The following is a 16,560-nucleotide window of genomic DNA, read 5'->3' as shown; positions in this document are numbered from 1 at the left end:
GGGCGCCGCCGGGTCAGGCCGTGTGGTCGACGACGATCTTGCCGAAGACCTCGCCGCCGTGCAGGCGCGCGAACGCCTCCTCGACCTTGCTGAACGGGACCACGCTGTCGACCACCGGGCGGACCTGCCGGTCGGCGCAGAACGCGAGCAGGTCGTACAACTCGCCGGGGGTGCCCATCGAGGTGCCGACGATCTCCAGTTGCATGGCGAAGACGCGGCGCAGGTTGACCTTCGGCTCGTGCCCGGAGGTGGCCCCGGAGACGACGATCCGGGCGCCGGGCGCGGCCGACTTCATCGAGTGGTCGAAGGTGGCCGCGCCCACGGTCTCGATGACCACGTCCACCCGCTCCGGGAGCCGCGCGCCGGACTCGACGGCCGTCGCGCCCAGCGCGGCGATCCGCTCCCGCTTGCCGGCGTCGCGGCTGGTCGCGTACACCCGCTTGCCCATGGCCACGGCGAGCGCCACGGCCGCCGTCGCGACCCCGCCGCCGGCACCCTGCACGAGGACGGCCTCGGCCTCGTCCACCCGCCCCTTGGTGGTGAGCATCCGCCAGGCGGTCAGCCACGCGGTGGGCAGGCAGGCCGCGTCGGTCAGCGTCAGCCCCTCGGGCAGCGGCACCAGGTTCGCCCGTGGCACGGCCACGCGCTCGGCGAGGGTCCCCGGGAAGTGCTCGGAGAGGATGGACATCCCGCGCGGGTCACCGGGGGTGGGGACGACGGGGTAGACCACCACCTCGTTCCCCTCCGGGTCGACGCCCGCGGCGTCGCAGCCGAGGATCATCGGCAGCTGCGCCTCGGTGAGGCCGACACCGCGCAGCGACCACAGGTCGTGGTGGTTGAGCGAGCTGGCCCGCACCTGCACGGTCACCCAGTCGTCGGCGGGGTGCGCGGGTTCCGGCCGCTCCCCCACGGCGAGCGCGGCGAGCGGGTTGGCGTCGTCGAAGCGGGTGGCGAAGGCGGCACGCATGGTCGGCACCGTAACAAGCTGAGCGCCCGTTAAGAAGGGGCCGGCCCGCACGAGGCGCGGGAGCGGCCCCTTCACACCTCAGGCGCGGGCGACGCCGTCGCGGCGGGCCGCCTCGGCGACCGCCTCGGCCACGGCGGGGGCCACCCGCGGGTCCAGCGGCGACGGGACGATCGCCTCGGCGGTGAGCGTCTCGGCCACCACCCCGGCGATGGCGTCGGCGGCGGCCACCTTCATCGTGTCGGTGATCCGGGTGGCCCGGGCGTCCAGCGCGCCGCGGAACACGCCGGGGAAGGCGAGCACGTTGTTGATCTGGTTCGGGTAGTCGCTGCGGCCCGTGGCGACGATCGCGACGTGCCGGCCGGCGACCTCGGGGTGCACCTCCGGCGTCGGGTTGGCCAGCGCGAAGACGATGCCGCCCGGCGCCATGCCGGCCACCGCCGACTCCGGGATCTGCCCGCCGGAGACGCCGATCAGCACGTCCGCGCCGCGCAACGCCTCCGTGACGTCACCCGCGCGGCCGTCGGCGTTGGTCGTCGCGGCCAGCTCGGCCTTCGTGCCGGTCAGGTCGCTCCGGTGGCGGCCGATGACGCCCCGGGAGTCACAGACCACCACCCGGTCGGGGTCCACCCCGCCGGCGATCAGCATCTTCGTGACCGCGACCCCGGCCGCGCCGGCGCCGCTGACGGCGACGCGCAGGTCGCCGAGCTTGCGGTTGAGCAGCGTCGCGGCGTTGCGCAGCGCCGCGAGCACCACGATGGCGGTGCCGTGCTGGTCGTCGTGGAAGACGGGGATGTCCAGCGCGTCGTCGAGCCGGCGCTCCACCTCGAAGCAGCGGGGCGCGCTGATGTCCTCCAGGTTGATCCCGCCGAACGAGGGCGCGAGGGCGCGTACGGTCGCCACGATCTCGTCCACGTCCTGCGTGTCCAGGCAGACCGGGACGGCGTCGACGCCGGCGAACTGCTTGAACAGCACGGCCTTGCCCTCCATCACCGGCAGGGCCGCGCGGGGACCGATGTTGCCGAGGCCGAGCACCGCCGAGCCGTCGGTCACCACGGCGACCGTGTGCGAGGCCCAGGTGTAGTCGGCGGCCAGGGCCGGGTCGGCCGCGATCGCCTCGCAGACCCGGGCCACGCCCGGGGTGTACGCGAGGGACAGGTCCTCCCGGCTGGTGAGCGGCACCGTCGAGGCGACGGCCATCTTGCCGCCCCGGTGCAGCCGGAAGACCGGATCGGCAGGGTCCACGGTGGACGAAGGCATTGGTGACTCCAGGAATCTGTCGAGCAGACGGGGCGGCCGGCTCGGGCGCGAGGTGGGCGCCGTGCGGTGGCACGCGGTGCAGGGGGTCACCCGGGCACTTTCCGAGCATAGTGTCGGAGGTGCCCCCCGGATGTGAGCAGGGTCATAACGGGCGCGACCGTACCCGGCCGGGGCGCGGCCAGTAGCGCGCCACCACGCGGCCCCGCACGTCGGCCACGCCGTACGCCCGGGAGTCGTCGGTCACGAGGTCGTTGTCGCCGCGCAACCACCAGCCGCCATCCTGCGGCCGCACCGCGCGTTTGACCACGAGCAGGTCCGGACGGGCCCGGAAGACCGCGACGACCACGTCGCCGGGACGGACGGGACGGCCGCCACGACGGACGAGCACGGCGTCCCCGTGCCGCAGCGTCGGCGCCATGGACGGACCGGTCACGAGCACGGCGGTCAGCGGCCACCGCAGCCGGTGCGGCTCCGCCGGGTGACGGGGGCCCATGGTTTCACCTCCAGCCCGTCGGGGAGCCGGTCCAGGAGTAATGTCGTCTTGGATCATCGCAAACTTCCCATGGAGGATCCCGATGCGACTTCCACGCATCCTTGCGCCCCGTGTCACGGCGAGCGCCCACTGCGACCTGCCCTGCGGTGTCTACGACCCGGCCCAGGCGCGCATCGAGGCCGAGTCGGTGAAAATGATCTGCGAGAAGTACCAGGCGAACACCGACCCGGAGTTCCGCACCCGCGCGATCATCATCAAGGAGCAGCGGGCCGAACTGGTCAAGCACCACCTGTGGGTGCTCTGGACGGACTACTTCAAGGCCACCCACTTCGAGAAGTACCCGCAGCTGCACCAGCTCTTCAACGAGGCCACGAAGCTCGCCGGCTCCGGCGGTGTGAAGGGCAGCCTCGACCCGGCCACCGCCGACCAGCTGCTGCAGAAGATCGACGAGATCGCCAAGATCTTCTGGGAGACCAAGAAGGCGTGACCCCCGGGGCCACACCGACGATCCGGCCGGCACGTCCCGAGGATGTGCCGGCCGTCGTCGCGATGGTGCACGAACTGGCCGCGTACGAGCGCGCACCCGAGCAGTGCCACCTCACCGCCGAGCAGCTCACGGCCGCGCTGTTCGGTCCGGCGCCCGCGCTGTACGGCCACGTGGCCGTCGACGGGCGTGACGAGCCGGCGGGCTTCGCCCTCTGGTTCCTCAACTTCTCCACCTGGGCCGGTGTGCACGGCATCCACCTGGAGGACCTGTACGTCCGCCCGGCCGCGCGGGGCACGGGCGCCGGCCGGATGCTGCTGGCCACGCTCGCCGCCATCTGCGTCGAACGCGGTTACCGGCGGCTGGAGTGGTCGATGATCGACTGGAATCCGGCGGCCGGCTTCTACGCCGCCATCGGGGCCGAGCGGATGACCGAGTGGCTTCCCTACCGGCTGAGCGGCGAGGCCCTCCACCGGCTCGCCGCGCGGGCGCCCGCCCGCGCCCGTCCGGGCGGCTGAGCGGGTAGAGTCCCCGACCGGGGGGATGAGTGGTGACTCAACTGACCGGCCAGCGGGCCACCGACGACGACGTCGTGCACCTCACCGTGCCCGCGGACGGCGGCTATCTGGGGGTTCTCCGCACCGCCACCGCCGGCCTCGCGGCCCGGTTGCAGTTCGCCCTCGACGAGATCGAGGATCTCCGCATCGCCGTCGACGAGGCCTGCGCGATGTTGTTGGCCATCGCCACCCCCGACGCCGAGCTGGAGTGCCGGTTCTCGGTGACCGAGGACGCGCTGACCGTCGAGGTGACCGTGCCGACCGTCCCCGGAGCCACGCTTCCCGCGGAGTCGTCCTTCGCCTGGAAGGTGCTCACCGCGTTGACCACCTCGGCGTCCGCGACGGCCGGCGACGGGCGGGCCACCATCTCGCTGCTGACCCGCCGCTCCACCGGCTACTGACCCCGGCGGCCGGGCGCCGAATGCCGGCGGCCCGGCGCCGGCATCGTGCCGGCGCGCCACCGGCGCCTCGGCCCGGCGGTCAGGAGAAGCCGAGCGCCCGGTTGGTGGCGGGGCTCACGAGCAGCGCGCTCACCCCGATCCCGAGCGCCATGAGCGGTACGCCCAGCCAGCCGAGCCCGCCCTGGATCATGTACCAGCCGATCGGCAGCAGCATCAACTGGAGCACGATCGCCGGGGCTCGCGCGCCGGCCCGGCAGCGGGCCAGCGCGCCGCCTAGCGCCCAGAGCGCGACCGCCCCGACCACCGCGAACGCCGTCACCAGCAACGCCGAGGTCAGCCCGACGGTGGTCTCGGCGGTGAGGTCGGCCCAGACGAGCCAGAGGGCGACCAGCCCCACGGCGACGGCCTCGCCGCGCAGCAGCCGCACCGCCCAGCGGAGCGTGACGGGGATCGGGTCGGAGTCGGTGGTCACGGGACGCCACGATACCCGGGCTACCGGGGAGTACAGTGCCGCCCATGCGGGCCGTCCTGGTGGTCAATCCGAAGGCCACCACCACCAGCGAGCGTGCCCGGGACGTGCTGGTCCGGGCGCTGCGCAGCGAAGTCGACCTCACCGTGCGCTACACCCGCCGGCGCGGGCACGCGACCGCGCTGGCCCGTACGGCGGCCGAGGAGGGGGTCGACGTGGTCGTCACCCTCGGTGGTGACGGCACCGTGAACGAGGTGGTCAACGGTCTCCTGACGGCGCAGCTCCCGGCCGGGCCGGACGCGCTGCCGCCGGCCGAGCGGTTGCCGGCGCTGGCCACCGTGCCGGGCGGCTCGACCAACGTCTTCGCCCGGGCGCTGGGCCTGCCACGCGAGTGGCCGGAGGGGACCAGCATGATCCTGGAGGCGCTCCGCCTGGGGCGCTACCGGACGATCGGGCTGGGCCGCGCCGACGACCGCTACTTCACGTTCTGCGCGGGCTTCGGCCTGGACGCCGCCGTGATCCACCGGGTCGAGCAGGCCCGCCGCCGGGGGCGCGTGTCGAGCCCGAGTCTGTACCTGCGCGCCACGGTCCAGCAGTACTTCCTGGCGTCCGACCGGCGGCACCCGGCCATCCGCCTGGAGCGGCCCGGCGAGGCGGTGGAGGGTGAACTGGCCACGGTGATCATCCAGAACACGGCGCCGTGGACGTACCTGGGCGACCGGGAGATCAACCCGAACCCGGACGCCTCCTTCGACCTCGGCCTGGACGTGCTGGCGCTGCGGCAGCTCCGGGTGCCCAGCACGACACGGACGGTCACCCAGTTCTTCTCGCGGCGGCCCGATCCGCACGGCCGGCAGGTGCTGCGGCTGCACGACGTCGCCGAGTTCACGCTCCTCGCGAGCCGCCCGCAGGCGTTCCAGCTGGACGGCGACTACCTGGGCGAGCGAGAGAAAGTGAGATTTGCATCCGTGCCTGCGGCACTGAGAGTAATCTGCTAGGTCGCGGGTACTGCCAGAGGTTGACCGCGGCGCCGTACGGGACGCGGGGCCGCCACGCCAAGGGCAGGTGCCGGAAATGTCAGCAATGTCACGTGGACCGTACTATATTGATCCTCGACTGTGGTACTGCGGGTAACCAGACACCTCGGGAACCCGGACAAATGGGTTGTGGGCTTGCTCACCGCGCGGAGTTTTTCTGAGCGTCACCCTTGACATTGTGTGAGTTCGTGAAAGTATTCACAAGCGAACTTGAGTTACCGGGACATTGCCTGGACAAGCTCGGCCCGCCGGGTTCTTCCAGCAGGTCACCGGGGCCAACAGCCTGCTCACGCACTGCCGAATAGTCGGACGCGAACCGTCACGACCGGCGCTGCGGACGCATATAGGAAAAGCACCAAAGCACGATCTGCCACCCATCCAGAATGAGGAGTGTTGCCGCCATGGACTGGCGTCACCATGCTGTCTGCCGCGACGAGGACCCGGAGCTGTTCTTCCCGATCGGGACGTCCGGTCCGGCTCTCCTGCAGGTCGAGCAGGCCAAGGCCGTCTGCCGGCGCTGCTCCGTAACCGACCAGTGCCTGCAGTGGGCGCTCGAGTCGGGTCAGGACGCGGGCGTCTGGGGTGGAATGAGCGAGGAGGAGCGCCGCGCCCTCAAGCGTCGCGGTGGCCTCCGCGTGCTGCGCGCTCACTCCGCCTGACCACCGACACAGCCGTACGCCCCGCCGGGTCACCACCCTGCGGGGCGTTCTGCTGTCCGGGCCCGGTCGCCCCGACCACCGCGCGCGGCGCGACCGGCGTCATGCCGCCACGTGGCCCGCGCCACCCGCCGCACGACCGGCCCCCGCGCCGCCGACCGCCGCCGGCGTGACGACCCGGGGCGCGCCCAGCGCGGCGTCCACCCGGCGCAGCACCAGGTCGGCCAGCTCCGGCGCGTCGGTGAGCGGGGCCGACACGGCCACCGCCCCCGCCTCGCGCGCCTGCGCCGCCACCGCGTCGTGGAAGAGGCCGGGGGCCAGGAAGTACGCGGCCACCGCGACCCTCCGCGCCCCGTCGGCGCGCAGCCCGGCGACCGCCGCATCCACCGACGGCGGCGCCGCGGAGGCGTACGACACGCGGACCGGCACACCCAGACCGGCGCCGAGCGCGGCGGCCACCCGGCCCACCGAGCCCCGCGCCCGGGCGTCCCGGGTGCCCGCCGCCGCCAGCACCAGCGCGTCGAACCGGCCCGGGTCCGCCTCGGCCAGCCGGCGCCGCAGGCCGGCGAGGAGCCCCGGGTCCACCTCGTCGCCGGTCGGGCCGAGCACGTCGGCCACCCGTACGGTGAGGCCCGGCGCGCTCTCGCGGGCCGCCGCCACCGCTGCCGGCACGTCCACGCGGCGGTGGTACGCGGCGGTGAACAGCAACGGCACCAGCACCGCCCGCCGGTGCCCGGCCGCGGCGAGCGCCCGCAGGGCCTCGGCGGGCGCCGGCTCGGTGTGGTCGAGCCAGCTCGCCGACACGGGGGTGCCGACCCGGGCGGCCGACACCGCCCGGACCAGCGCCCGGGTCGCCTCGGCAGCCCGCGGATCACGGCTGCCGTGCGCGACCAGGACCACGGGGTCGGCCCAGGCGCCCGCCGCCGCCCCGGCCGGGAACCTGCGGACCGGCCGGGTCAGACGTGCAGTCCGCACTCGGTCTTCTCGAACATCGCCCAGCGGCCGGCGCGCGGGTCCTCGCCCGCCCGGGTCCGCCGGGTGCACGGCCAGCAGCCGATCGAGCCGTACCCCTGCTTGAAGAGCTCGTTGACCGGCACGTTCCAGCGGGCGATGTAGCGGTCCACGTCGGCCTGCGTCCAGGTCGCGATCGGGTTGACCTTCACCTTGCCGCGGCGGGCGTCGAACCCGACCACCGGCGTGTTCGCCCGGGTCGGCGACTCGTCGCGGCGCAGGCCGGTGGCCCACGCGTCGTACCCGGTGAGCGCCCGCTCCAGCGGCTCCACCTTCCGCAGCTGGCAGCAGTCGTCCGGGGAACGGTTGAACAGCCGGGGACCGTAGAGGCCGTCCTGCTGGCCCACGGTGAGCCGCGGCCGGACGGACCGCACGTTCACCGGCAGGGTCCGGGCCACCTCGTCGCGTACCCGCAGCGTCTCCGGGAAGTGCAGGCCGGTGTCGAGGAAGACGACGTCCACCCCCGGCACGACGCGGGACACCAGGTGGGCGACGACGGCGTCGGCCATCGAACTGGTCACGCAGAACCGGTCCCCGAAGGTCTCCCCGGCCCAGCGGGCGATCTCCAGGGCCGGGGCACCCTCCAGCTCACGGCCGGCCTGCTCGGCCAGGGCGCGCAGCTCCTCCGGGTCCCGCCGGTCCGGGTCGGCCGGCGCTGGGCCGCCGATCCCGACCAGACCGAGGTCCGCCGCCGACACGAGGCTCGCCGCCCCCCTCCGGTCGCGGGCGGGCGCGGCGCTCACCGGGCCACCGCCCGGCTGAGCAGCCCGGTGAACCGGACCGTGAAGACGCGGGCGCAGGCGTGGCACTCCCAGGCGCCGTGGCCCGACTCGTTCGGCCGCAGGTCCTCCTCGCCGCAGTACGGGCAGTACAGGGGTGCCGCTCGGTTCTCGCCGCTCACCGCAGTTCCTCCTCGTCGACTCTGATCACCCACTGGGCGAAGGGCTCGCCCTCGCGCCGGCCCGCCAGGTAGCGGCGGGCCAGCCGTTCCACGTACTCGGGAAGGTCCTCGGCGGTGGTCTTCAGGCCCCGCAGCTTGCGGCCGAAGCCGGACGTCTGCCCGGCGGCCATGCCCAGGCCGCCGCCGAGGTGCACCTGGAAGCCCTCGACCTGGCGCCCGTCCGGGCCCATCACGAGCTGGCCCTTGAGACCGATGTCGGCGACCTGCGTGCGGGCGCAGGCGTTCGGGCAGCCGTTGAGGTGGATGGAGATGTCCGCGTCGAAGTCCCGCAGCCGCTGTTCGAGCCGGGTGACCAGCTCCTCGCCGCGGGCCTTGGTCTCGACGATGGCAAGCTTGCAGTACTCGATGCCGGTGCAGGCCATCGTGCCGCGCCGCCAGGCCGACGGCCGGGCCTCCAGGCCGATCTCCCGCAGCGCGCCGACGAGCGACTCCGTCCGCTCCGGCGCCACGTCGAGCACCAGCAGCTTCTGGTACGGGGTGAGGCGTACCCGGTCGCTGCCGTGCGCCTGCGCCACGTCGGCGAGCCGCGCGAGCTGCCCGCCGGAGACCCGGCCGACGACCGGCGCGGCCCCGACGTAGCAGCGGCCGTCGCGCTGGCGGTGCACGCCGAGGTGGTCGATCGGCCGTCCGGGCAGTTCGGGAGCGGGACCGTCGAGCAGCGCCCGGCCCAGGTACTCCTTCTCCAGCACCTCCCGGAACCGCTCCAGACCCCAGTCGGCCACGAGGAACTTGAGCCGGGCCCGGTTGCGCAGCCGCCGGTAGCCGTAGTCGCGGAAGATGCCGACCACGCCGGCCCAGACGTCGGGGACCTCGGCGAGCGGCACCCAGACGCCCAGCCGCTGCGCCAGCATCGGGTTGGTGGAGAGGCCGCCGCCGACCCACAGGTCGAAGCCGGGGCCGTGCTCGGGGTGCTCCACGCCGAGGAACGCGATGTCGTTCGCCTCGTACGGGGTGTCCACCAACCAGGAGATCGAGGTCTTGAACTTCCTCGGCAGGTTGGAGAACTCGGGGCTGCCCACGTACCGGCGGACGATCTCGTCGATCGCCGGGGTCGCGTCGACCACCTCGGCCTCGGCCACCCCGGCCACCGGGCTGCCCAGCACGATCCGGGGGCAGTCGCCGCACGCCTCCGTGGTCTGCAGGCCCACCGACTCCAGCCGCCGCCAGATCTCCGGCACGTCCTCGATCCGGACCCAGTGGAACTGGACGTTCTGCCGGTCGGTGATGTCGGCGGTGTCCCGGGCGAACTCGCGGGAGACGTCGGCGATCGTCCGCAGCTGGGCCAGGGAGAGCTGGCCGCCGTCGATCCGCACCCGGAGCATGAAGTACTCGTCCTCCAGCTCGTGCGGTTCCAGCACGGCGGTACGGCCGCCGTCGATGCCCGGCTTGCGCTGGGTGTAGAGGCCCCACCAGCGGAACCGGCCACGCAGGTCGGCCGGGTCGATGGCGGCGAAGCCGCGGTGGGCGTAGATGTTCTCGATCCGCGCGCGCACGTTCAGCGGATCGTCGTCCTTCTTGGTCCGCTCGTTGGCGTTGAGCGGCTCGCGGTGGCCGAGCGCCCACTGGCCCTCGCCGCGGGGGCGGCGCGGTGCCCGCGCGGGACGGGTCGTCGGGTCCTCGGGACGGGTGGAAGCGGTGCTGACGGCCATCGCGGCGTCCTCCGTGGGGGCCTGGATGGGGGCGCGTACGCGACGGCGGCCCGTCAGGACGGGCTGGAGACGACGATGTCGGAAGAGCCGGCGCGGAGCGCGCCCGAGACGGATGGGTCGGGCGTCGTCAGTGGGCCGGACAGATGGCGCTGCGGACGCGGCCGTAGTCGACGTGGCGGCGGGCCACGAAGCGACGCACGACGGCGGCAGTCATGCCCGTCATGCTGCCACACCCGGCGCGGGCCTTCCAACGAGCGCGTGCCGGATCCCACATCACGGGCAGGCTCTCGGCGCCGTTGTGCGAGGCTCGACCCGTGGCCGATCTGTCCGACCGTCGGGCGACCCGGGACGCGGCCCGGTTGCCGCGCGGCCTGCGGACGGCGGCGGTCTGGCTGGCGCCGGCGCTGCTCACCCTCGTGGTGACCGGGACGGGGCTCACCGGGGCCCAGCTCTGGCGGGACGAGCTCGCGACCTGGAGCGCCGCCACCCGGTCGGTCGGCGACCTGTTCCGGCTGGCGGGGACCATCGACGCGGCGACCGGCCCCTACTACCTGCTCATGCACGGCTGGGTGGCGCTCGCCGGCGACTCGGTCGCCGCGCTCCGGCTGCCCTCGGTGCTGGCCATGACCGGGGCGGCGGCCCTCACGGCCGTCCTCGGCCGGCGGCTCGTCGGGGCACGGACCGGGCTGCTCGCCGGCCTGCTCCTCGCGCTCCTGCCCGGCACCTCCCGGTACGCGCAGGAGGCCCGCCCGTACGCCCTGGCGACGCTGTTCGCCGTGCTCGCCACCCTGCTCCTCGTCGAGGCGCTGCGGCGGCCGGGCTGGGCGCGCTGGGCCGGCTACGCGGTGGCCCTCGCCGCCCTGGGGCTGACCCACCTCATAGCCCTCACCCTGCTCGCCGCCCACGCGGTGGCCGTCCTCGCGGGCACCGGCGCCGACCCGGCCGGCGGCCCCGGACGGCGGCGCTGGTGGTGGCTGGCCGCCGTGGCGCCGGCGCTCGTGCTGGTCGCGCCGCTCGTCCTGGTCGCCCGGGGACAGCGGGGACGGCAACTGGAGTGGGTGGACCTCGTGCGCCCGGTCGACCTGGTCACGCTGCCCGGCGGCGTCGCGCAGAGCACGGCCGTGGGCGGTCTGCTCGTCGGGCTCGCCGCGCTCGGCGCCGCGCGGCTCGGCCGGCCGGCCCTGCTGCCCGGGTGCGCGGTCGTGCTGCCGGTGCTCCTGCTGTTCGCGGCCGGGCTCGTCGTACCCCTGTGGGTCCCCCGCTACCTGGTCTTCGTGGTGCCGTTCGCCTGCCTGCTGGCCGGCGCGGCCCTGGCGGCGGTGCCGCTGCCCGGCGCGCTGGCCGTGCTGGTCCTGGCCGGGCTGCTGGGCCTGCCCGACCAGGCCGCGCTGCGGCGTACGCACGAGTGGCCGCGCAGCGCGCGGATCGACTACCGGGGCGCGGCCGACGTGATCGCGGCGGGGCAGCGCCCGGGGGACGCCGTCGTCTACTCCCCCCGGCACAGCTGGCTCTTCCTCGACCTCGGCGTGGAGTACCGGTTGCGCGACCGGACTCCGCGCGACGCGCTGCTGGTCGAGGGGCCGGCCCGCCGCGGCGACCTCTGGGCCGCCGAGTGCGACCGACCCGCCGAGTGCCTGGCCGGCGTGCCCCGGGTCTGGCTCGTCGTGTCCGGCCGGCGCACCGATCCGGTGGCGGCGGTGACCGGCGCGAAGGGCGCCGCCCTGCGGGACGGGTTCACGGTGCGCCAGGTCTGGCAGCGCCCGGGCCTCACGGTGGCGCTGCTGACCCGCTGACCGGTGCGCCCGCCCGCCCGAGGCCGGTGGCGGGGTGGCCGGATGGTCGGGGTCGGCGTCGGCTTCGGCGTCAGCGTCGGCGTCGGCGTCGGCGTCGGCTTCGGGGCAGGGTCCAGCGGCCGGAACCGGATCCCGCCGGGGTCAGGAGGGCGAGCGGCCCTCGGCGTTGCGGGCCAGCGGGACGACGAGCACGGCCTCGGTGCCACCGTCGGGGGCGTCCCGCAGCTCGATGCTGCCGCGCAGCTCCCCGGTGACCAGCGCCCGCACGATCTGCAGGCCGAGGTTCCCACCGCCGGCGGCGTCGAAGCCGGCGGGTAGTCCGCGCCCGTTGTCGGTCACCGTGACGTGCAGCTGCTTGCGGAACCGGTGCGCCGACACCACCACCTCCGGCTCGGGACCGGACGCCGGCGGGGCCTCGGCCTCCTCGCCCGGGTCGGCCGGCGGGAAGCCGTGCTCGACGGCGTTGAGCAGCAGCTCGTTGAGGACCATCACGAGGGACGTGGCGATCTCGGCGGGCAGCACCCCGAAGCTGCCCTTGCGGCGCATGCCGACGGGCACCTCCGTCGCGGCGACCTCGGCGGCCGCGCTGGCCACCCGGTCGACGATCGTGTCGAACTCGACGGCCTCGTCGCTCGACATCGAGAGGGTCTCGTGCACGAGCGCGATGGAGGCCACCCGGCGTACCGAGTCCTCCAGGGCGACCCGGGCCTCCGGCATCGCGACCCGGCGGGCCTGCAGGCGCAGCAGCGCCGCGACGGTCTGGAGGTTGTTCTTCACCCGGTGGTGGATCTCCCGGATGGTGGCGTCCTTGGTGATGAGGGCGCGGTCCCGGCGCCGCACCTCGGTGATGTCGCGGACCAGCACGAGGGCGCCGATCGGCACACCGGCGGGCATCAACGGCAGCGCCCGGGTGAGCACGGTGGCGCCCCGGGCGTCGATCTCCCGGCGCGGCGGCGCGTCGCCCCGCAGCGCGGCGAGCACGGCGTTGGCCGCGTCGGTGCCCTCCAGCGGGTCGTTGGCGAGCCGGCGGTGCAGCGCCGCCAGGTCCTCGCCGACGAGGTGGGAGGCGTAGCCCAGCCGCCGGTACGCCGACTGGGCGTTCGGGCTCGCGTACGTGACCTTCCCGTTCGCGTCCAACCGGACCAGTCCGTCGCCGACCCGGGGGGCCGAGGTGGTCTCGCCGGGGTGCCGGGGTGGCGGGAAGGTGCCGTCGGCGATCATCTGGGCCAGGTCGTCGGCCGTGGTGAGGTAGTTCAGCTCCAGCTGGCTGGGCGTACGGGCGGTGGACAGGTTGGTGTCCCGGCCCACGACGGCCACCACCTCGCCGGCCTCCCCGTCGGCGGTCCGCAGCCGGACCGGGATCGCCTCGTGCCGGGCCGGCACGTCGCCGTACCAGACGGGGTCGCCCTCACGCCAGATCCGGCCCTGCCGGTACGCCACCTCCAGGTGCGCCACCTCCGGCCCGCCGACGATCCGGCCCACCTGGTCGTCCTGGTACGCGGTGGGCGCGGTCGTCGGGCGGACCTGGGCCACGCAGAGGAACGTCCCCTCGGTGTCGACCGGCACCCACAGCAGCAGGTCGGCGAAGGACATGTCGGAGAGCAGCTGCCAGTCTCCGGCGATCCGGTGCAGGTGGTCGATGTCCGCCGGGCGGAGCTGGGTGTGCTCCTCGGCGAGGTCGCGCAGCGTGGACACGCAGACCAGCGTGCCACGCGGCGCCTCACATCGTCGCGGTGACCTTCTTGAGCCCGCGCGGCGCGTCCGGGTCCTCACCGCGGGCCAGCGCGAGGGCCAGCGCGAGCCGTTGCAGCGGCAGGATGTCCAGCAGCGGCGCGTACCGCTCGTCCACCTCCGGGACGGCGATGCGGGTCGCCCCCTCGACGTCGGCCGAACCGACCACCACCACGTCGGCGCGGCGCTCACCCAGCCGGGGCAGCACCTCGCCCATCGAGCGCCCGCCGGGCCCGGAGCCGACCACGGCGAGCACCGGCACGTCCGGGTCGGTCATGGCGAGCGGGCCGTGCAGCAGGTCGGCGCCGGAGAACGCGAGCGCCGGCAGGTACGAGGTCTCCATCAGCTTGAGCGCGGCCTCCCGGGCGGTCGGGTAGGCGTACCCGCGGCCGGTGGTGACCAGCTGGGCGGCGAACCGGTAGCGGGGCGCGAGCTGCGCCGGGGTGGGGTCGGCGAGCGTACGCGCGGCCAGCTCGGGCAGCGCCGCGAGCGCCTCCCGCTCCTCGGCCGGCAGCACCCCGTCACCGGCCCGGATCCCCTCGACCAGCAGGAGGAGGGCGAGCAGCTCGGCCGTGTACGTCTTGGTGGCCGCCACCGCCCGCTCGTGCCCGGCCGCGATGTCCACGCTCAGCTCGGCGACGTCGGCGAGCGGCGAGTCCGGCGCGTTGGTGACGGCGAGGGTGAGCGCGCCGGAGGCCCGGGCCACCCGCAGCACCTCGGTGAGGTCCGGTGAGCCGCCGCTCTGGCTGACACCGACGACCAGCGCGTCGGACAGGTCCGGACGCGCCTGGTAGACGGTCACCACGCTGGGCGAGGCGAGCCCGGCGGGCAGGCCGAGGCGGATCTCGGTGAGGTACGCCCCGTAGAGCGCCGCGTGGTCCGAGGTGCCCCGGGCCGTGAACACCACGTGCCGTGGCCGGCGTTCGGCGATGGTGGCCGCCACGCGGGCGATGGCCCCGGCGTGTTCGGTGGAGAGCAGCCGCTCGTAGCCGGCCGGCTGCTCGTCGATGTCGGCGGCCATCCCGGCCCCTGCACGCGTCACGGAAACTCCTCCCACTGCGCGATTGCCGCGCGTTTCCTGCTCAGTCTTGCACCTTTGGGCCGGCTGGAGCAATTGAACGAGCAGTAGTGCGCAGATGATCACCATGACGCCCCAACATCACCTAGGCTGGCCCGGCCCGCACAGACGACGAGAGGACGACGTGCCCGAGGAGAACTCCGCGCTTCCCGTCGCGGAGGAGCTGGCCCTGGCCCGGCTGGCGCTCGAAGAAGGCGACCTGGAGCACGCGGCGGCGCACGTGGCCGCGGCGCTGGCCCAGGCGCCCACCCTGCCCGAGGTGCACGAGACGCTCGCGCGGCTCGCCGCGGCCGGCGGCGGGGGCGTCGACCTCTTCCCGCTCGACCAGCACACGTTCGTGGGGGCCGCCGTCGCGCGGGCCCACCTCCTGGCGGCCGCCGGCCACCCCGACGACGGGCTCGACCTGCTCGCCGCGGCGACCGCGTACGCGCCGCAGGTCGACTGGGCCGGGGTGCCCTGGGTGACGGCGCCCGAGCTGGCCGAGCGGATCACGCCGGACCACGCCGCGCGGATCCTCATGCAGGTCTGCGCCGCGGTCCCCGACCCGGTGCCGCGCGCCGGCCGGCCGGCCCTCGCCGCGTACCTCACGCTGGCCGGCAACGCGGTCACCGTCCATCCGGAGCACGCGCTGCTGCTGGGCGCGGCCTCCGCGCTGGCCCGGCGCGTCGGCGAGGTCGCGCTGGCGGTCCGCTGGGCCGCCCGGGGCGTACGCGCCGAGCCGTCGAAGCTCGGCGAGGTGTGGCTCGGGTACGCGTACCGCAGCGCGGGCCGGACCCGGGAGGCGCTCGCGGCGCTCGGCCGGGCGGTCGAGCACGACCCCGACGACCTCGCCGTCTACGCCGACATCGCGGGCACCCTCGCCGACGTGGGCCGGCTCGACGAGGCGCTCGGCTGGGCCGAGCGGGCGTTGGATCGCGACCCGACCTTCGACTGCGCCGTGCACACCGCGCACCGGTTGCGCTTCCTGCGCGACGGGGACGTGGCGCACCTGGTGGCGCTCGCCGACTTCGTGCGGGACCACCCCGACGACACGCACGAGCACGGCGACCTGGCCGAGTGCTGCCGGAGCCGGCCGTGGCTCGGGCAGGTCACCCCCGCCGCCGGGCCGGTGGTGGACGCGCTGCGCCGGGCCGCCGTCGACGATCACGGGGGCGCCGGCGCGGTCGTACGCCTGCCGGACCCGCCGCCGCCGAGCGCCCTGCGGACGGTCGCCGCCACGATGCCCGGGATGCGGGTCGACGTGGCCGGACCGGCCGCGCGCGAGCCCCGGCGGCCCGGCGGGCGCGTGCTCTGGCGCTACGACGGGGCCACGCCCGCGCCGGCGGTCCCGCCACCGTCGGCGGCGGCCGCGGACCGGCTCCGGCAGATCGCGCACCCGGCGTGGCCGCACCCGCCGGCCGCCTACGACGCCGCGGTCGGCCTGGCCACCCTGGAGCTGCCGGACCTCGTGGGGCTGCTCGTGCACCCGCCCGCGCCGCCGGCCACCGCCGTCGGCCGGGTGCTGGCCGGGCAGGACCCGACGCTCTGGGTGCGCTGCGTGCAGGTCTGGGCCTGCCTCGGGCTGCTGCACCACCGCACCGACGAGCCGTGGGCGGACTCCACCCGGCGCGGCGTGCTGCTGGACCTGGTCTGGGGCGTGGAGGACTGGATCACCGAGGCGGCGCTCTTCGCCCTGGTCACCGCGGCCTGGGTCGATCCGGCGGTCCGGCCCGAGGTGGCACGCGTGGTGGCCGAGCGGCTCGCCGACGCGGCGGACGCGGCCCGGGCCCGCACCGTGCCCATCGCCACGTCCCTGGCCCACCTGGCCCTGGCCACCCCGGCGTTGGACGCGCAGACCCGTGCGCTCGCCACCCGGCTGCTCGGCGGGGGCGCTCCGGTGCCCCGCCCGCGCAACCCGCTGGCCCGCCTCTGGCGCCGCCTGGCCCCCACCCGCCGCCCGCGCCCCTGATCCCCACCCGCCAGAGCGGGTTGATCATGAAGTTGTTGCCGCGACACGCCGAGTGAAGAGGCAACAAC

At 75.1% G+C, this 16,560-nt stretch carries 17 protein-coding genes; 7 read left to right on the top strand and 10 right to left on the bottom strand.

Annotated elements, in window-relative coordinates:
* Positions 1–13: 13 nt before the first annotated feature.
* From OG994_RS30145 to OG994_RS30135, 3 genes are all read right to left on the bottom strand, one after another.
* Positions 14–976, bottom strand: coding sequence for a zinc-binding dehydrogenase (locus tag OG994_RS30145; protein WP_328851690.1), 963 nt, complete (start codon positions 974–976; stop codon positions 14–16).
* Between the two features lie 69 nt (positions 977–1,045).
* Complete coding sequence (locus tag OG994_RS30140; RefSeq protein ID WP_120329054.1) at positions 1,046–2,224, bottom strand: NAD(P)-dependent malic enzyme; 1,179 nt, start codon at positions 2,222–2,224, stop codon at positions 1,046–1,048.
* A gap of 142 nt (positions 2,225–2,366) precedes the next feature.
* Positions 2,367–2,717, bottom strand: a complete 351-nt coding sequence (locus OG994_RS30135) for a S24/S26 family peptidase (protein WP_120329053.1) — start codon at positions 2,715–2,717, stop codon at positions 2,367–2,369.
* Between the two features lie 82 nt (positions 2,718–2,799).
* Between OG994_RS30135 and sodN the strand changes: the two genes are divergently transcribed.
* Genes sodN through OG994_RS30120 form a run of 3 tightly spaced genes read left to right on the top strand, consistent with a single transcriptional unit; the run spans position 2,800 to position 4,159 of the window.
* A complete protein-coding gene (sodN, locus tag OG994_RS30130) occupies positions 2,800–3,204 on the top strand; it encodes a superoxide dismutase, Ni (RefSeq protein WP_120329052.1) in 405 nt (134 codons plus the stop codon).
* Entirely contained in the window at positions 3,201–3,719 is a 519-nt protein-coding gene (locus OG994_RS30125; protein WP_328851689.1) for a GNAT family N-acetyltransferase, read from the top strand. The genes sodN and OG994_RS30125 overlap by 4 nt, the downstream gene beginning before the upstream one ends.
* Before the next feature lie 32 nt (positions 3,720–3,751).
* On the top strand, positions 3,752–4,159 hold the full coding sequence (locus OG994_RS30120; RefSeq protein ID WP_120329051.1) for an ATP-binding protein: 408 nt from the start codon (positions 3,752–3,754) through the stop codon (positions 4,157–4,159).
* Between the two features lie 79 nt (positions 4,160–4,238).
* Here the strand turns inward: OG994_RS30120 and OG994_RS30115 are convergent, their stop codons facing one another.
* The gene (locus OG994_RS30115; protein WP_120329050.1) at positions 4,239–4,631 is read right to left on the bottom strand and encodes a hypothetical protein; all 393 of its coding nucleotides are present in this window, start codon (positions 4,629–4,631) and stop codon (positions 4,239–4,241) included.
* A gap of 44 nt (positions 4,632–4,675) precedes the next feature.
* Between OG994_RS30115 and OG994_RS30110 the strand changes: the two genes are divergently transcribed.
* Positions 4,676–5,626: a diacylglycerol/lipid kinase family protein gene (locus tag OG994_RS30110; protein WP_328851688.1), complete on the top strand. Its 951-nt coding sequence runs from the start codon at positions 4,676–4,678 to the stop codon at positions 5,624–5,626.
* A 440-nt stretch (positions 5,627–6,066) separates the two neighbouring features.
* Positions 6,067–6,324 (top strand): WhiB family transcriptional regulator, encoded by a 258-nt coding sequence (locus OG994_RS30105; RefSeq protein WP_076472094.1) that lies wholly within the window; start codon positions 6,067–6,069, stop codon positions 6,322–6,324.
* A 99-nt stretch (positions 6,325–6,423) separates the two neighbouring features.
* On the opposite strand, the gene OG994_RS30100 is transcribed toward OG994_RS30105, so the two are convergent.
* Genes OG994_RS30100 through OG994_RS30085 form a run of 4 tightly spaced genes read right to left on the bottom strand, consistent with a single transcriptional unit; the run spans position 6,424 to position 9,942 of the window.
* The gene (locus OG994_RS30100; protein WP_407942556.1) at positions 6,424–7,296 is read right to left on the bottom strand and encodes a sirohydrochlorin chelatase; all 873 of its coding nucleotides are present in this window, start codon (positions 7,294–7,296) and stop codon (positions 6,424–6,426) included.
* A complete protein-coding gene (locus OG994_RS30095; protein ID WP_120329048.1) occupies positions 7,278–8,075 on the bottom strand; it encodes a phosphoadenylyl-sulfate reductase in 798 nt (265 codons plus the stop codon). The genes OG994_RS30100 and OG994_RS30095 overlap by 19 nt, the downstream gene beginning before the upstream one ends.
* Positions 8,072–8,233 carry a hypothetical protein gene (locus tag OG994_RS30090; RefSeq protein ID WP_192902156.1) on the bottom strand — a complete coding sequence of 54 codons (162 nt, stop codon included), beginning with the start codon at positions 8,231–8,233 and terminating at the stop codon, positions 8,072–8,074. Before OG994_RS30090 ends, OG994_RS30095 begins: the two co-directional genes overlap by 4 nt.
* Positions 8,230–9,942: a nitrite/sulfite reductase gene (locus tag OG994_RS30085; protein WP_328851687.1), complete on the bottom strand. Its 1,713-nt coding sequence runs from the start codon at positions 9,940–9,942 to the stop codon at positions 8,230–8,232. The genes OG994_RS30090 and OG994_RS30085 overlap by 4 nt, the downstream gene beginning before the upstream one ends.
* Before the next feature lie 359 nt (positions 9,943–10,301).
* Here OG994_RS30085 and OG994_RS30080 point away from each other — a divergent pair, with 359 nt between their 5' ends.
* Complete coding sequence (locus OG994_RS30080; RefSeq protein ID WP_328853829.1) at positions 10,302–11,735, top strand: glycosyltransferase family 39 protein; 1,434 nt, start codon at positions 10,302–10,304, stop codon at positions 11,733–11,735.
* Between the two features lie 141 nt (positions 11,736–11,876).
* On the opposite strand, the gene OG994_RS30075 is transcribed toward OG994_RS30080, so the two are convergent.
* Together OG994_RS30075 and OG994_RS30070 are read right to left on the bottom strand one after the other, a co-directional pair.
* Positions 11,877–13,430 carry a sensor histidine kinase gene (locus OG994_RS30075; protein ID WP_120329045.1) on the bottom strand — a complete coding sequence of 518 codons (1,554 nt, stop codon included), beginning with the start codon at positions 13,428–13,430 and terminating at the stop codon, positions 11,877–11,879.
* Between the two features lie 25 nt (positions 13,431–13,455).
* Positions 13,456–14,487 (bottom strand): SIS domain-containing protein, encoded by a 1,032-nt coding sequence (locus OG994_RS30070; RefSeq protein WP_120329044.1) that lies wholly within the window; start codon positions 14,485–14,487, stop codon positions 13,456–13,458.
* A 181-nt stretch (positions 14,488–14,668) separates the two neighbouring features.
* On the opposite strand from OG994_RS30070, the gene OG994_RS30065 reads away from it, so the two are divergent.
* Positions 14,669–16,492, top strand: coding sequence for a tetratricopeptide repeat protein (locus tag OG994_RS30065; RefSeq protein ID WP_328851686.1), 1,824 nt, complete (start codon positions 14,669–14,671; stop codon positions 16,490–16,492).
* Positions 16,493–16,560 lie beyond the last annotated feature (68 nt).

Source organism: Micromonospora globbae (assembly GCF_036184225.1).
In the GTDB taxonomy this organism is placed as follows: domain Bacteria; phylum Actinomycetota; class Actinomycetes; order Mycobacteriales; family Micromonosporaceae; genus Micromonospora; species Micromonospora globbae.
This window is presented reverse-complemented; position numbering and strand designations above follow the sequence as displayed.

Coding starts and splice junctions, on each gene's coding strand:
- OG994_RS30105 (WP_076472094.1), top strand. CDS start 6,067: ATGGACTGGCGTCACCATGCTGTCTGCCGCGACGAGGACCCGGAGCTG.
- OG994_RS30135 (WP_120329053.1), bottom strand. CDS start 2,717: ATGGGCCCCCGTCACCCGGCGGAGCCGCACCGGCTGCGGTGGCCGCTG.
- OG994_RS30140 (WP_120329054.1), bottom strand. CDS start 2,224: ATGCCTTCGTCCACCGTGGACCCTGCCGATCCGGTCTTCCGGCTGCAC.
- OG994_RS30070 (WP_120329044.1), bottom strand. CDS start 14,487: ATGGCCGCCGACATCGACGAGCAGCCGGCCGGCTACGAGCGGCTGCTC.
- OG994_RS30110 (WP_328851688.1), top strand. CDS start 4,676: ATGCGGGCCGTCCTGGTGGTCAATCCGAAGGCCACCACCACCAGCGAG.
- sodN (WP_120329052.1), top strand. CDS start 2,800: ATGCGACTTCCACGCATCCTTGCGCCCCGTGTCACGGCGAGCGCCCAC.
- OG994_RS30085 (WP_328851687.1), bottom strand. CDS start 9,942: ATGGCCGTCAGCACCGCTTCCACCCGTCCCGAGGACCCGACGACCCGT.